Source organism: Streptomyces sp. NPDC033229 (assembly GCF_055576875.1).
Map to the genome: position 1 here is coordinate 1 of NZ_JBVIQR010000032.1, position 12,827 is coordinate 12,827.

At 66.4% G+C, this 12,827-nt stretch carries 14 protein-coding genes; 12 read left to right on the forward strand and 2 right to left on the reverse strand.

Features of this window, described 5'->3' with window-relative positions:
* Positions 1 to 345: 345 nt before the first annotated feature.
* Together ACZ53N_RS25545 and ACZ53N_RS25550 are read left to right on the forward strand one after the other, a co-directional pair.
* Positions 346 to 1,929, forward strand: a complete 1,584-nt coding sequence (locus tag ACZ53N_RS25545) for an RICIN domain-containing protein (RefSeq protein WP_469143123.1) — start codon at positions 346 to 348, stop codon at positions 1,927 to 1,929.
* A 53-nt stretch (positions 1,930 to 1,982) separates the two neighbouring features.
* Positions 1,983 to 2,444 carry a hypothetical protein gene (locus ACZ53N_RS25550; RefSeq protein ID WP_469143124.1) on the forward strand — a complete coding sequence of 154 codons (462 nt, stop codon included), beginning with the start codon at positions 1,983 to 1,985 and terminating at the stop codon, positions 2,442 to 2,444.
* 290 nt (positions 2,445 to 2,734) lie between these two features.
* Here the strand turns inward: ACZ53N_RS25550 and ACZ53N_RS25555 are convergent, their stop codons facing one another.
* Positions 2,735 to 3,274 carry a GNAT family N-acetyltransferase gene (locus ACZ53N_RS25555; RefSeq protein WP_469143125.1) on the reverse strand — a complete coding sequence of 180 codons (540 nt, stop codon included), beginning with the start codon at positions 3,272 to 3,274 and terminating at the stop codon, positions 2,735 to 2,737.
* Positions 3,271 to 4,263, reverse strand: a complete 993-nt coding sequence (locus ACZ53N_RS25560) for a hypothetical protein (protein WP_469143126.1) — start codon at positions 4,261 to 4,263, stop codon at positions 3,271 to 3,273. Before ACZ53N_RS25560 ends, ACZ53N_RS25555 begins: the two co-directional genes overlap by 4 nt.
* A 487-nt stretch (positions 4,264 to 4,750) precedes the next feature.
* Here ACZ53N_RS25560 and ACZ53N_RS25565 point away from each other — a divergent pair, with 487 nt between their 5' ends.
* From ACZ53N_RS25565 to ACZ53N_RS25610, 10 genes are all read left to right on the forward strand, one after another.
* Positions 4,751 to 5,263, forward strand: coding sequence for a hypothetical protein (locus ACZ53N_RS25565; RefSeq protein ID WP_469143127.1), 513 nt, complete (start codon positions 4,751 to 4,753; stop codon positions 5,261 to 5,263).
* A 106-nt stretch (positions 5,264 to 5,369) separates the two neighbouring features.
* The gene (locus tag ACZ53N_RS25570; RefSeq protein WP_469143128.1) at positions 5,370 to 5,795 is read left to right on the forward strand and encodes an ATP-binding protein; all 426 of its coding nucleotides are present in this window, start codon (positions 5,370 to 5,372) and stop codon (positions 5,793 to 5,795) included.
* Complete coding sequence (locus tag ACZ53N_RS25575; protein ID WP_469143129.1) at positions 5,795 to 6,280, forward strand: hypothetical protein; 486 nt, start codon at positions 5,795 to 5,797, stop codon at positions 6,278 to 6,280. The genes ACZ53N_RS25570 and ACZ53N_RS25575 overlap by 1 nt, the downstream gene beginning before the upstream one ends.
* Positions 6,281 to 6,516: 236 nt before the next feature.
* The gene (locus ACZ53N_RS25580; RefSeq protein WP_469143130.1) at positions 6,517 to 7,536 is read left to right on the forward strand and encodes a thymidylate synthase; all 1,020 of its coding nucleotides are present in this window, start codon (positions 6,517 to 6,519) and stop codon (positions 7,534 to 7,536) included.
* Positions 7,533 to 8,564: a nucleoside-diphosphate kinase gene (locus ACZ53N_RS25585; protein WP_469143131.1), complete on the forward strand. Its 1,032-nt coding sequence runs from the start codon at positions 7,533 to 7,535 to the stop codon at positions 8,562 to 8,564. Before ACZ53N_RS25580 ends, ACZ53N_RS25585 begins: the two co-directional genes overlap by 4 nt.
* Positions 8,565 to 8,592: 28 nt before the next feature.
* Positions 8,593 to 9,768 carry a radical SAM protein gene (locus ACZ53N_RS25590; RefSeq protein ID WP_469143132.1) on the forward strand — a complete coding sequence of 392 codons (1,176 nt, stop codon included), beginning with the start codon at positions 8,593 to 8,595 and terminating at the stop codon, positions 9,766 to 9,768.
* Positions 9,765 to 10,367 carry a 3'-5' exonuclease gene (locus tag ACZ53N_RS25595; RefSeq protein ID WP_469143133.1) on the forward strand — a complete coding sequence of 201 codons (603 nt, stop codon included), beginning with the start codon at positions 9,765 to 9,767 and terminating at the stop codon, positions 10,365 to 10,367. Before ACZ53N_RS25590 ends, ACZ53N_RS25595 begins: the two co-directional genes overlap by 4 nt.
* On the forward strand, positions 10,364 to 10,954 hold the full coding sequence (locus tag ACZ53N_RS25600) for an AAA family ATPase (protein ID WP_469143134.1): 591 nt from the start codon (positions 10,364 to 10,366) through the stop codon (positions 10,952 to 10,954). Before ACZ53N_RS25595 ends, ACZ53N_RS25600 begins: the two co-directional genes overlap by 4 nt.
* The gene (locus ACZ53N_RS25605; RefSeq protein WP_469143135.1) at positions 10,951 to 11,727 is read left to right on the forward strand and encodes an aldo/keto reductase; all 777 of its coding nucleotides are present in this window, start codon (positions 10,951 to 10,953) and stop codon (positions 11,725 to 11,727) included. Before ACZ53N_RS25600 ends, ACZ53N_RS25605 begins: the two co-directional genes overlap by 4 nt.
* Positions 11,727 to 12,290, forward strand: a complete 564-nt coding sequence (locus ACZ53N_RS25610; protein ID WP_469143136.1) for a hypothetical protein — start codon at positions 11,727 to 11,729, stop codon at positions 12,288 to 12,290. The genes ACZ53N_RS25605 and ACZ53N_RS25610 overlap by 1 nt, the downstream gene beginning before the upstream one ends.
* Positions 12,291 to 12,827: the final 537 nt, after the last annotated feature.

A 12,827-nucleotide genomic window follows, 5' to 3' on the forward strand; every position in this document is an offset into this window, starting at 1 on the left:
CAGGATCAGACGGGGGCCGCCTTCTCGTCCGCTGAACTGCGAAAACGCCGACCAAGTTCGAGCCGTGTTCGACGCCGGACCATAAATGACAAGTTAAGTATTAGTATGCGAACCGCCGGCATGGTCACGGCCCTTACAACCTCGTGTCTGGTGCAAGCGCCAGCAGCTGCAGCTAGCGAGGCTGAGCCGCGAGTATATACGTATGTGGTTCCTCTTAGTACGCCCGTACCTTCGCTGGCTGAAGTTCGTAGCGGAAAGGGGATGCTCCGGCTTGAGGCTGCTGCCCAGGGTGCGACCGCGCCTCGCGTCCCCATGGAGACTATTGGGCCTGCGGAGCTTTACGGGGTGAAGTACAGCTCTCCGTCGAGTGTTGGACCTGTAGCGACTCCGAAGAAGCAAGGTTTTGCCACCGCGGCTCCGGAGCCATCCCGGGGGATATCGCTCGCCGAATGCAAGCTTGCCCTTAAAAACTTTGAGGTGGATGTCTACCTTAAATCGCGCTACGCGGCCTGCTCCGGCATGAAGGTGACTCAGCTATGGAAGAACCGGCAGGGACTACCGGGCAGTAGTAGCTTTGCGTTCACAGTGAGGGGATCAGTCCCTAAGGGTGACCGGAAGTTCTACTTTGAATACGACTTCAGCGATTTCGCTAAGAGTGGCGCGAATCTAACCAGCGGCCTCATGTACAAGATAGATTACGGGATGCCAGCCGTACAGCCGACCACGGCGAGGGTGAAAAACGGCGGGAATATGCCGCAGCAATCCATGAGCTTCGATCAGCTATCTGGAATGAAGCCCAACGCGCGGTTCCTGCATAGCGTTAGCGTTGACCCGGGGCAAGGAAGCGGCTTGGACGACGTCGTCTACGGGGTGTACATGCCCGAGCTGAGCTCCAAGCTCCCTCCAGGTTGGCTTGGCGAAGAATTGCACAAGAGGCCGTTCGTTCTCCCTCCCCGGTGGGACTCTGCCTCATATCTCAATAACGCCACAGGAGCCAATAAGGGGGGTGCCGCATTCAGCACGCTTCCCACCCTGCACTACAGCGCCGCTGATGGCGCCGAAGAAAAGGATGCAGCTAGGCACATACGAGATGCTTACGCTAAGCCGGACGCAACCAAGCCGCCAGCCACCGGAAAATTCTTCCCCGGGCAATCCGCGACCAACCCGTTGCATCGCTTGTATCACGACGGCGACCGTCGCAAAAGGAACCGGGCTGTCGCTTTGAGCAGCTGCATCCGAAATTTCGGCGAGGACTACACCAAGAGCAACATTCCAGGGAAGAAGAATGATTGCGACGAGTTCCCCTTTGCTGTGACCTATGAAGGTGCTGCACAGTTCGAATACCCGCCCCACACCAAGCCTGATAACTTCTCAGTCCGTCCGGTCCTCTCGGACGAGAACCAAGCCGCTGGCCGCATTCTTGGTGATTTTCTCACAAAGAACCGCGTCATAGACGGCGATGGGGACGGGTTCCTTGTGGCTGTTGATGACGGGCCTTCGGAGCATCGAGCAAGGTTGATTAACGGGAACAGCGATAAGTGCTTGGAGGTAGATAATTCGAGCCTCCAGAACGGTGCTCGCGTGCAGCAGTGGGACTGCTTGGGGCAGCCAGGCGCCTCGTGGAGCCTGAGGCCGGACGGAAATAACTTCAATATCATTAACGCGCATAGCGGAAAATGTTTGGAGGTGGCAGACTCGCGAACGGATGATGGCGCCCCGGTACAGCAGTGGGACTGCATGGGAAGCAAAACACAGCAGTGGGACCGGGTTGATCTGCAAGGAGAGTCGCAAAACATTCTGCTTTATAACGTAAACAGCGGGAAAGTGCTCGAAATGGATAATTCCAGCATGGAGAATGGCGCTAGGGCTCAGCAATGGAAGTACACAGGGCAGAGAACCGCCAAATGGAGTGAACTCGCGCAAAATTAAGAAGGGTGGGGCCCGGTATTACTGATGCCTGGCGTCCATTCAAGGGGCGGCACATGGGAAAACTGGTCAGAAAGCAGCAGTTGGCCGTCGAGGTGGAGTTCTACAGCTTCGGGATCCAGGAGGAGAACGACTTCGCAGTCGCTATCCCGTATCCGGACCACGGTCAAAGTGACACCTTCCTGCAAGCATTCCCGATGCGAATCGATATGGGCAGCGCTGGGCATACGCACACTGCGTCAGTCGAAGTGGAAATCTGGGATTCATCCCCGGACTTAAGTGATCCGTCGCCATGGGACGAGGTGGACGAAGCCACTTTGGAGACGGGCAGCGGGCATCTTTCAGTTTGGAGTGTGGGAGGTCGGCAGCCAAACGCCACTCTCCACTTGGGCAATGCTGGGCTGTGGAGGGTCCGCGTCGCGGTGGCTGGCCGTGAGGAGACCGCGAGGCAGACTCGCGTGAGCCCCGTTGACGGCGTCGAACGGTGGCTCCTGCAATTTTGGCCCGAAGCGTCCTGAAGCGGGCGCGACTTGGGCTTCCCGGAGGCAGACGCCGAGCCGTTGTGCTCGAGTCACCAAAGCACCTCGTGCGCATGTGATCCGGAGGACGGGCGGCAGGGTGCCGGACGATTGCCTTAGGCGGTGCACTAGTTCTCGCTCACTGCCTGGAAGCCTGGCGGCAATGCTCTGGGCACGATCATGATCCCTGCCCATGGTGTTCGGCCGGGTTGCCGAGGCTGCCACGAACTGGCGTGAGACATGGACGCCTTATCCATGTCTCCGCCACGCAGCGATCTATCCGACGACACTCAACGGATACTCCGGATCATCACCGTGAGGTGGGGCGAGGCCGCTGAGGGCTGGCTGTATCCAATCCCTTCGTAACCCCACGACCGGTAGAGCGAGTGGACCTTTCCGTCCCCGGCCGCCTCATTGACCATGAGAGTCACGTACTGCTCGTCTCGACTGGCGAGCAGCGCGTCGTGAATGCGCCGTGCGGTTCCCGTCCCACGCCATGCGGGGCGAACTCCGATCTCCTTCAGGGCAACGGCCGGGCGCACGGTGTATCGCTCATCCGGCACCGGTTTGGTCCGCTGCCAGTACCTGTCACCGTCCTCGATCCTGTTGCCGTAGGCGTACCCCACTGGGTGGTCGCCGTCATAGGCCAGGACCGCCGTGAACCCTGGCTCGGCGCTGTGCCTGTCGAGGCGTTCGCCGAATGCGGTGACGGCGTAGTTCGGCAAATGCAGCAGCGGGGCGCGGACTTCGGCGTATACGTCGAGCAGGTCGCCGCGGACAGGGTCGAGCTGGGTGAACGTGCGGAGTTCGATGGCGGGTGCCGAGGTCATACTGTGGCCCTCCAAGCGGCGGTGTGCTCGGTCCAGGTACGTGTGCTGACGCTACCCGGCGCAGTGGCGCGCAGCGCAGCGCTGAATTCCTGAAGCATGCGGGAAACCCGCGCATGCTGGGTAGCGGCCTCGACCGGAACAGACATCGCCGTACGTGTAGCGGTCTCGACGTCGCCCTGTGCAAGCTGGGCGTGGGCGAGGCGGCTGGTTGCGATGGCACGGGAACGACGCATGTGCGGCCTGAGTGCGACGAGGCAACGGTGCGCGTGGTACTCGGCGGTGGGCCAGTCGCCGACGGCGAGATAAGCCGTGAGGGCGAGCGAATGCAGCTCGGCCTCGTCGTAGAACGCCAGTAACCACACGGGTCGAAAGGTGTCCGGTTCAGCGCGCCCCATTGCGTCCTGCGCCTGGTCGAAGGTTCGACGCAGACTGCGACGTTCGTGGGCGATTCCTTGGATGGCCATTTGCCGGGCCATTCCGAGCGAGGCGAACATGGGATCGCGGCGCGTGATGTGCAGATTCCGCGCCACGTCGTTGGCAGCGAGCGCATCAGCAGGGCGGCCCATATGTCGGTAGAGGCTCCCCGCGTGGGACCAGATGCGGAACTTGATGGCCTGGTCTCCGGAGAGCTCGGCGAGGGTTTGGGCTTCGCGCATATGGCCGATTGCTTCGTGGTAGCGGCGGCCATCAATAGCGGCCCACATCGCGGAAGAACGGAACGAAGCTGCGGTGGCGTAGAGGTTGCTGCGTACACGCTGGGTGGCGCTACCGGAGTTCTGGAGGTTCAGGGCTTCGTCAGCGAGAGCCGCCGCGCGTTGTTCGATGCCGGGTTGGCCGCCATGGCGGTGGTCGCTGGCGACGACGGAAGCGAACTTGCGTTGCAGGCGCTCGACGTCGCTCATACCGATCGTGCGCGGTGCGGCAGCGCCTGGCGCAGCGGCTGCCACGGCCGCCGCGAGAGGGCCGGCGACGAACGTGCGGCGATACATGGGGTCCTCCTGCAGTGGGGCTGCCGTGAGCGAACGCCGTCCCCGTGGCACGAAGCCTAAAACGGCCGCAGACATCCCGGTAACGTCTTCCAGTGCTCGCCGCGTTGCCGCGTTGGGCCAGCGGACCCTTCCTGAGCGCCAGTCCCGAACGGTACGCCCGTCGAAGCGACCAGGCCGACCAGTGAGACGTTCAAGGGCTGCATTCGCAGCTTTGGCAAGGCTGTTGGAGCTATGGCCATGCTCGCTCATCCACGCCTCAAGAGCCTCATTGCGGGCGACATCCATAACCGCACAGTAGATCGCCGCGCACACACTGTCAGGTAAAGAGGTAGTCAAAACCTCCTGGAGGGCGCGCGAGGATACACGCGGTTACCCCTAACCCGCCGCGTGAGTACGGGCGTTAGCTGCTGCGTACGGCGACCGGCCCCCGCGTTATCGCCCGGCCGTGCCGACAGCCCTACTGCCCCACAAAGAGCCGAGGCCAGCAATGCGCCAGAGCATCACCGCCCGCAGGGCCCCTGACTGGATGGACGTCGAGCGGCAGAGCGACGTGGAGTGGCACCCGGACCAAGTCCGGATCGCGACGGACCCGGTAGTCCGGCTGATGAACGATCGCCGCGAAGTTCTCAGACGGTGCCTCGCACGCATCGCGGCGGCGGGGCGCCCCCCGCGGGTGTGCCTGTACGCGCTCTCGGTCAGAGGGCAGGAGCCGCGGCACTCCCTGAAGGCGGCTGCGGCTTACGCAGTGCGCCAGTCCTGGCAGGTGGGTGTGGGGCAGTCCTTCACGGACCACCAGGGTCCGACCGACCCCGTGACGCGACCGGGCTGGTGCCTGGTGCGGCAGCAGGTCCGGGCCGGGTACGCGGACGGGGTCGTGGTGGTCACCCACTCCGTCATCAGCCCCCACGTCGGCGAGTACCGGCGGGAAGTCGACTGGTTCGGACAGCACTGGGGGTTCGTCGGCGTGGTCGTCCCTGAGATTCAGGCGGCACGCAGGTGATGGCCCCGGCATCCAGACCATGGTGCACCGCTGCCCCGTGTGCCACGCGACGCAACAGCGCCGCATGCCGCACGCTCCCCGATACCGCACACCTGGGAGGCCCCCGATGAGCCCTGCCACAGGCGTAGCCCCGACCCTCGCAGCGTTTCGGTCGCACGCCTTCGAGGTGGCCATCGCCCCGGACCCTGTACGAGTCGCCCACATACGGCGCATCAGCAAGGCGTTTATGCGGCACTGGGCCGTGCCCGCCCCACTGATCCGTGACGTGGTGGTCGTCGTCTCGGAACTGGGCACGAACGCGATCCAACACGGCCGCGGGACCGTGAGGCTCCGCATTCGGCACACCGGCAACGAACTGCGCGTCGAGGTCACCGACGACAACCCGGCGCCCGCCCGAATGCGCGCCGCTGGGGATGACGACGTACACGGCCGTGGTCTGTTCCTCGTCCACGTCCTCGCCCGGGACTGGGGCGTCAGTGAGGACGGCCGGACCACATGGGCCACCTTCCCCGTCCCCACCGGGAGGCCGTGATGGTCGCAATCGACGATGCGACCGCCGTCGAGCTGTTGAACCAGCCGGTCAGCCCCGAGGACGAGGTGAAGCTCAGGGTCGCCCATCTCCTGTCCCGTTCCCTCGCCCACGAGGGGATCAGTGATGACCTGATCGACACCCTCGAAGAAGCCCTCGGCAACCGGCCCGTCCCCGCGGCTCCTGTACGAAAGCTCGACGCCTTTTTAATCCGCTTCGGCTTCCCCGTCCCCCGGCAACCACCGCCCAAGGACACACCGCTCAGCGAAAGGGACGCCGCGCGGATCACCGACCGGTTCCACCGGGCGACCCGCCAGCTGATGCAAGTCGTTCCGCACCGCGTCGCGATGTATCCGACCGAGGAACTGCGCCGCCTGCTCGCCCTGCGCGACGAGCAGGCGGCTCCCGAGGACGCACTGCCCTACCTGCGTCGATACGCCCTGGCGATCCTCGCCGTCCTCGACCTCATGGGAGACGACGCCGAATGACGTGCGCTCGCCTCCACGGCGTCGGGCCCCCTCCCCGCACGGCCCGCCCCCCGCCCCCACCTGGGGCTCACCGCGCCGGGCCTGTCCGCCCATCATCGACGGGGGATGACCCACCCGGCCACCGGACCTGAAACAAGGCTCGGTGCCGGACGAGCGGCGTGGGGAGAGGAAACCGGTACCACTGCTTCTCCCCGCGCCGCTACCCCCTCAGCAACCTCCGCGTCTCCTGGAGAGTCATGCTCACAACCTCTACCTTCCGCAGCGTCGAAGGCGCTTACTTGGCCCTCCTCAGGCTCGTGACCAGCGAGCACGAGCACCAGATCGCGGCGCGCGGCAACCATGCGCGCGAGGTGATCGGAGTGGGCTTCCGGTTGCCCGACCCCCGTCAGCGACTGCCGTACCTGGTGACACGCAAGGCCAACCCGATCTTCCAGTTCGCCGAAGCGCTCTGGTATCTGGCCGGCCGCCGCGACCTGGAGATGATCGGCTACTACGCGCCGTCCATGCGCTCCAGCTCGTCCGACGGCGTCAACCTCGGTGGGTCCGCCTACGGCTACACCCTCTTCAACCCGGCACAGGGAGATACCGTCTCACCGTTCGACCGGGCCCTGGAGTTGCTGCGCACGGAGAGAGACAGCAAGCGCGGTTACCTGCCGGTCTTCTCCGCCGCCGAGCTGGCCGTCAGCGACAACACCGACATGGCATGCCTGGCCGGGTTGCACCTCCTCGTCCGCGGCGGACGATTGCACATGGTGTGCAACATGCGGGCCAATGACCTGGACTGCGGCCTGTTGTCCGACGTGTTCAGCTTCACGATGATCCAGGAGTACGCGGCCGTGCAGCTCGGTCTGGAGCTGGGGACGTACACCCACTTCATCGGTTCGGCGCACGTAAACGACGCAAACGCCGAGCGCGTCAAGAAGGTGCTGAACGAGGCGGACACGCGACACCACCCGCAGCACTTCCCCTTCCCGGCGATGTCCACGCAGACCAATCCCGACACCATCACGCGAGTCCTCGAACACGAGGAACTGCTGCGAACGAACAAGGCCCAATACAGCGCGGGGGACATCGCGCGCCTCGACGTGAACCCGTACTGGCAGCAGGCCGTGTTGCTGTTCGAGGTGTACCGGCAAGTCGAACACGACAAGACCCACGCCGTGAGCCGTGATGTGCTCGACGCACTGCATCCGGGCCTGCGCTGGCTCCTCGGGCACCGCTGGATGGCCTGCGCGACCACCGGAGCCGAGCAGTGAGCGCCAAGCCGCCGAGCGGCGCCGTGGTGGAGGGCATCGACTTCACCCGCTGGGCTGTCGTCCTGTGCAAGCCGGACGCGCTGGAGCGGGGCCTAGTGGACGCGGTACTCGAACGCATCGCTGCCGCAGGAGTCACCATCACTGCCCGTCGCGACCTCACTGCGCAGGCGTGGCAGGCCCACGTCGCCTACCGGGACATGCTCGCGGACACCGGTACGGCACCGCAGGTGCTCCCCGCCCACCTCGACGCCGCGTACGCCGGCCAACCTGTCGTTGTCGCCCTGGCGCATGGCGAGCTGGGGCTCCACGCCCGCTTACGGCAACTCCTCGGTCACACCGACCCCACCCGGGCCGTGCCCGGCACGATCCGCCGTGACCTGGGAGACGACAGCCTGGGCACCGCGCGTGCCGAGAACCGGCTTGTACGGAACCTTGCGCACACCTCGGATGACCCAGCCGCAGCCCGCCGCGAGTTCGGGACCTGGTTCGGTGCGGCCCGCCCGTCAGCACCGGACTTCGAGCGGTGCTCCGTCATCCTGTGCAAGCCGGATGCGGTGGAACGGGACCACGTGAACGCCGTCCTCGAGCGGATCGCCGCTGCGGGGGTCACCGTCACCGACCGGCGAGACGTCACCGTGGAGGCGTGGCAGGCCCACGTTCACTACTGGGATCTGCTGGTGGACGCCGACTGGTTCCCCGACCGGGACATCCCCGCCTGTCTGGACGCGGCGTACGCCGGCCGGCCCGTCACGGTCGCGCTCGCGCACGGCGAGCCCGGCTTCCACGGCCGTCTGCGTCAGCTCCTCGGCCACTTCGACCCGCCCCACGCAGCGCCCGGCACAATCCGCGGCGACCTCGGCGACGACAGCCTCGAAGCCGCCCTCGCGGACAAACGCCTCGTGCACAACCTGGTGCACACCTCCGATGACCCCGACGCCGCCCGTCGGGACTTCGGCATCTGGTTCGGCGCCGGCCTCCGCGAACTGCTGACGCCCATCCCGCTCCAGGCCGCCCCCGCTGATGCGTGACTCCCTTCGCCTGCCTCTGGAGGACCACATGACCGTCCCCACAGCCCCGCCCCGCCGCGCCCTGCCGATTCTGTCCCCCGAGAAGATCGGCGGCCTGAAGCCAGCACTCGCCGACGTGATCGAGTACCGCAAGTCGGGGCTGTCACTGAACTGGATCGTCGGCTGTCCGCTGGAGTGCGGGTACTGCGTCCGGCACCTCTTCGACAACTTCGAGATGAAGGTCCCCCGACGCCTCATGAGCGACGAGGAGGCCGTAGTCCACCTCGTCAGCCACCCGTACTTCCGGGCACACAAGACGCCGATCCAGCTCCTGAACCGAGCCACCGACCCGATGCTGGCCATCGTGAAGCCGCACGTGTACGAGGTGCTGCGCAAGCTGGACGAGCAGGGCCTGACCAACCACGTCCTGATCATCACGCGGTGGCGGGTGAGCCCCGAGGACTGCGCCGTCCTCAACAGCTTCAAACACCTGCGCCTGACCGTGCTGGTCACCCACTCCCACATCGCCGACCCCGCCATCGAGCCCGTGGACTCCCGCATCGCCGCGGAGAGCCTGTGCACCCTGTACGAGCACGCCGAGCGCTACCGCACGGTCCTGTACTGGCGGCCGATCGTGCCCGGCCTGAACGACTCCGGCGCCGACATCGAGCGGGCCCGGGAGCTGTCCCGGCACGCACACGCCACGGTCTTCACCGGGCTGTTCTTCCGTGAGGAGATCGCTTCCTACTACCAGGCGCACGGTCTGCCCATGCCGTATGAGGAGACGGCGCGGCGGAAGATCATGCCGGAGGTCGCCGAGCGGCGGATACTCGACGCCTTGGAGCGAGGCTCCTGGGGCGCCCTGTTCCGCAAGACCTCCTGCGGGGTGGCGTACGCGCATGGAGAGGCCGACTACAACGGCCACTTCGGTGTCCGGGAACTGTGCGACATCTGCCCACAGGACCAGATCGCGCGGTGCCAGGCCGCCTGGGTTAAGCCGGAACTGTCAACGGTCACTCAAGAAGCGCGATTCCTCGGCGCGACGGGCGAGGTAGAGGTCAACGACCGTGCCATTGTCGTGGAGGGACTGGACGAGCCGCCGCGCTACTTCCTCCAGCACGGCTTCGGCTACCAGTGCCACGACCGCTCCAAGCCTCACCACTACCGCCAGCACGGCCGGGCCCCCATCGGCTGGAAGGCGGGGAACGGAACCACCAGCGCATGAACTTCTCCTCCTGGCCCTCGCTGCTCGTTGTCGATGTCGAGGGCAACGGCACCAACCCGCCCGATCTGGTCGAAGTCGCCGCTCTGCCCGTACGGGCAGGACGCCCGGACACGAGCACGGCGGGGGTGTGGCTGACCAAACCGCGCCGCCCCGTCACGCCCTTCGCCGCCCGCGTCCACGGTCTGACCAACGAGCGGCTGGAACGCGAGCCGAGTTGGGAGGAGATCGCCGACCAGGTCCACAGGCTGCTGGCCGCCTCGTGGATCTGCGCGCACAACGCACACGTGGACTACAAGGTGCTCTCCGCGCACCTCCCGCGGTGGCAGCCGGCCGGAGTGCTCGACACACTCCGGCTGGCCAGGGCCACCTACCCCGGCTTGCCGAAGTACAGCCTCGACGCCCTGATCAACCACGTCCAGCCGGACCTGAGCGCAGCGCCCGCCCAACGGCACCGCGCCACGTTCGACGCCTTCGCCACGGCGCAGCTCCTCCTCGCCATGGCCGCCCACTACGACACCTGGGACCAGCTCGTCGCCGCGGCCGTGCCGCCCGGCCTGCCCGGAGCCCCCCAACCAGAAGAGGAACCGACCCTGTGGTGAACAAGCCTGTGCGTATCGGAGTGCTCGGTACCCACTCCACCGGCAAGACCACGTTGCTGAAGCGGATAGAGATGGAGCTGCGCGCCCACGGCGTCCGCGTGGCCCGCACCGGCCGGCTGGCCAAGCGTGCCGCCGCTATCGGCCTGCCGAAGATGCACCAGCACACCGTGGCGTCCACCGAGTGGATCATCACGCAAGGCATCGCCGACGAGATCGCGGCCGCCGCGCAGGGCGCCGCCGTCATCCTCGCCGACCGGGCCCCGCTCGATGCCGTCGCCTATCTCCACGCCGCCCTGGAGTTCCGTGACGAGCACCTTCACCGGCTGGAGCGGGAGCGCCTGCGGCTCCTCGCCTCGACACAGCTCCCCAAGTACGACCTTCTCCTGGCCACCGTGCTCGACCCACACGTCCCGGTCGACCAGAGCCACGACTACGACCCCCGCTATCGCCTCCTGGTGGACCGCTATGTCCACAGCCTCCTCGCCGACGACCCGATCCCGCACACCCGCGTCACCAGCGAACCCACCAGCCAGGTGAACGCCATCGAGCAGTCGATGCGGCTCTGCTTGCGGGAGGCAACCGTATGACCGCCTCGGCGCCTGCCGGCACCATCACCATCGCGGGGAAGACCGTCTCGCGGCTCGGGTTCGGCACCATGCGGCTGACCGGGCCGGGCACCTGGGGTGATCCGGACGACCGCCACACCGCGATCAGTGTGCTCCGTCAGGCTGTGCACACCTACGGCATCACGCACATCGACACCGCGGACGCCTACGGCCCCCACACCGTCGAACACCTGATCTGTGAGGCGCTGTACCCCTACCCGGGGCACGTGCTGATCGCCACGAAAGTCGGCATGCTCCGCCCCGCCCCGAACGTGTGGGTGCCGCATGGCCACCCGGCGTACCTCAGGGCGTCTGTCGAGGCGAGCCTGCGCCGTCTCGGTGTTGAACGGCTGCAGCTGTGCTACCTCCATCGCATCGACCCCGAAGTGGCCCTCAACGATCAGATGGCGGTCATGCAGGCCCTGCAGGACGAGGGCAAGATCGGGCACATCGGCCTGTCGAAGGTCACCCCGGAGGACCTTCGCGCGGTGAGCGGAGAACTCACCATCGCGGCAGTGCAGAACGTCCTCAACATGAGCGACCCCTTCGACCCGGCCCTGGAACTCTGCCGAGACCTCGCCATCCCGTACGTGCCATACCGGCCCTTCGACGCCGGCACCCTGGCTCGCGCGCACGGGGTTTCGGCCCCCCTGCACTGGCTCCTCAACCTCGGCCGTCATGTCGCCCCGATTCCAAGCACGAGCCGACCGCTCCACCTCGAACAGATCGTCGCCGCTGCGGCAGGCGAAGCCTGATGCCGGCGATCACAACCCCCGCGCCCGGCGCCCGCAGTACCGACCCCGCGCCTGCGCGGGAAACGGCCCGGTACGAAGGCTGGCGGCCGCCGATCGTCGCCGTGTCCCTCCTCGTCCCGGTGGGGGCGGACGCGCTGGTCGTCATCGACCTCCTCGGCTGCATCGTGCTGCCCACCGGAACCCTGTACGACGGCCAGACCCCACAGCAGGCCGCCCAGGACGTTCTTCGCAGGGCCCCGGACGGCATCCCCCTCCTGCGGCGCGTCGCCCTGGCCTGGGTACAGACCCGCCGCAGAAAGATCATCACGCACGTACTGGCAACGGAGCCGATGACCCGCGAGGACGTCGGACAGCTCATCTACCGCGACCCACGGGCTGACGTACGCGTACTGCCCACCATGCGGGCCATCGACCAGCTTCCGGCGGCGGGACGGCTACGAGTCCTGGCCGGATTGCAGGCCCTAGCCACCGGTGAGACGGCCTACATCGAAGCGGATGAGGTGAGCCCCGCCGCGCCCCCAGGGCTGACGACGAAACCGAGGCATGCAGGTGACTGGGACTGACGCCTCGACTGTAAAGGCGGAGGTGCCGCCCCACACCCCTGGTCCAGGCGTGCGCCGACGACCACCGCCGACGGACCGCGTTTCTCACTGACCACTCCGCGATGACGCTGACGCTCTCCGTGGTCGGCTGACCCACGCCGCACGAGAAAGGAATCTGCCATGATCGTACCGACGCCGCCGAAACAATGGGTGAGCCTTGGACTGCTGTTCGGGGGGCACACCTCTTACGAGACCCCGCCGCCCGTCCATGTGCCGCAGGTGGCGCCAGCCCCGCCTCCGACGCCCGGCCCGCAGACCGTCGAAGAGCGCCCGGCCGAGGAGGAGATGCGCGCGGCGGGCTACGAGCCGAAGGCGCCGTTCCCCGGCACCCGCTCCAGGCCCTGGCCGAGCCAGTGCACCACCTGCGGCGCACCCCGCCAGCCGTCGCTCCAAGACGTAGAGCGAGGCATGAGGTGCAAGCACATCCGGCGGAGGTCTGCCACCCCCAGCCTATGAGGCGAGCGCGCACACCCGAGCGATACAAGGTGTTCCAGTGCA

Bases quoted from the DNA above. Each gene is read 5' to 3' on its own strand.
- ACZ53N_RS25555 (WP_469143125.1), bottom strand. From the start codon at position 3,274: ATGACCTCGGCACCCGCCATCGAACTCCGCACGTTCACCCAGCTCGAC.
- ACZ53N_RS25610 (WP_469143136.1), top strand. From the start codon at position 11,727: ATGCCGGCGATCACAACCCCCGCGCCCGGCGCCCGCAGTACCGACCCC.
- ACZ53N_RS25560 (WP_469143126.1), bottom strand. From the start codon at position 4,263: ATGTATCGCCGCACGTTCGTCGCCGGCCCTCTCGCGGCGGCCGTGGCA.
- ACZ53N_RS25575 (WP_469143129.1), top strand. From the start codon at position 5,795: ATGGTCGCAATCGACGATGCGACCGCCGTCGAGCTGTTGAACCAGCCG.
- ACZ53N_RS25580 (WP_469143130.1), top strand. From the start codon at position 6,517: ATGCTCACAACCTCTACCTTCCGCAGCGTCGAAGGCGCTTACTTGGCC.
- ACZ53N_RS25565 (WP_469143127.1), top strand. From the start codon at position 4,751: ATGCGCCAGAGCATCACCGCCCGCAGGGCCCCTGACTGGATGGACGTC.
- ACZ53N_RS25590 (WP_469143132.1), top strand. From the start codon at position 8,593: ATGACCGTCCCCACAGCCCCGCCCCGCCGCGCCCTGCCGATTCTGTCC.
- ACZ53N_RS25550 (WP_469143124.1), top strand. From the start codon at position 1,983: ATGGGAAAACTGGTCAGAAAGCAGCAGTTGGCCGTCGAGGTGGAGTTC.
- ACZ53N_RS25570 (WP_469143128.1), top strand. From the start codon at position 5,370: ATGAGCCCTGCCACAGGCGTAGCCCCGACCCTCGCAGCGTTTCGGTCG.
- ACZ53N_RS25595 (WP_469143133.1), top strand. From the start codon at position 9,765: ATGAACTTCTCCTCCTGGCCCTCGCTGCTCGTTGTCGATGTCGAGGGC.
- ACZ53N_RS25605 (WP_469143135.1), top strand. From the start codon at position 10,951: ATGACCGCCTCGGCGCCTGCCGGCACCATCACCATCGCGGGGAAGACC.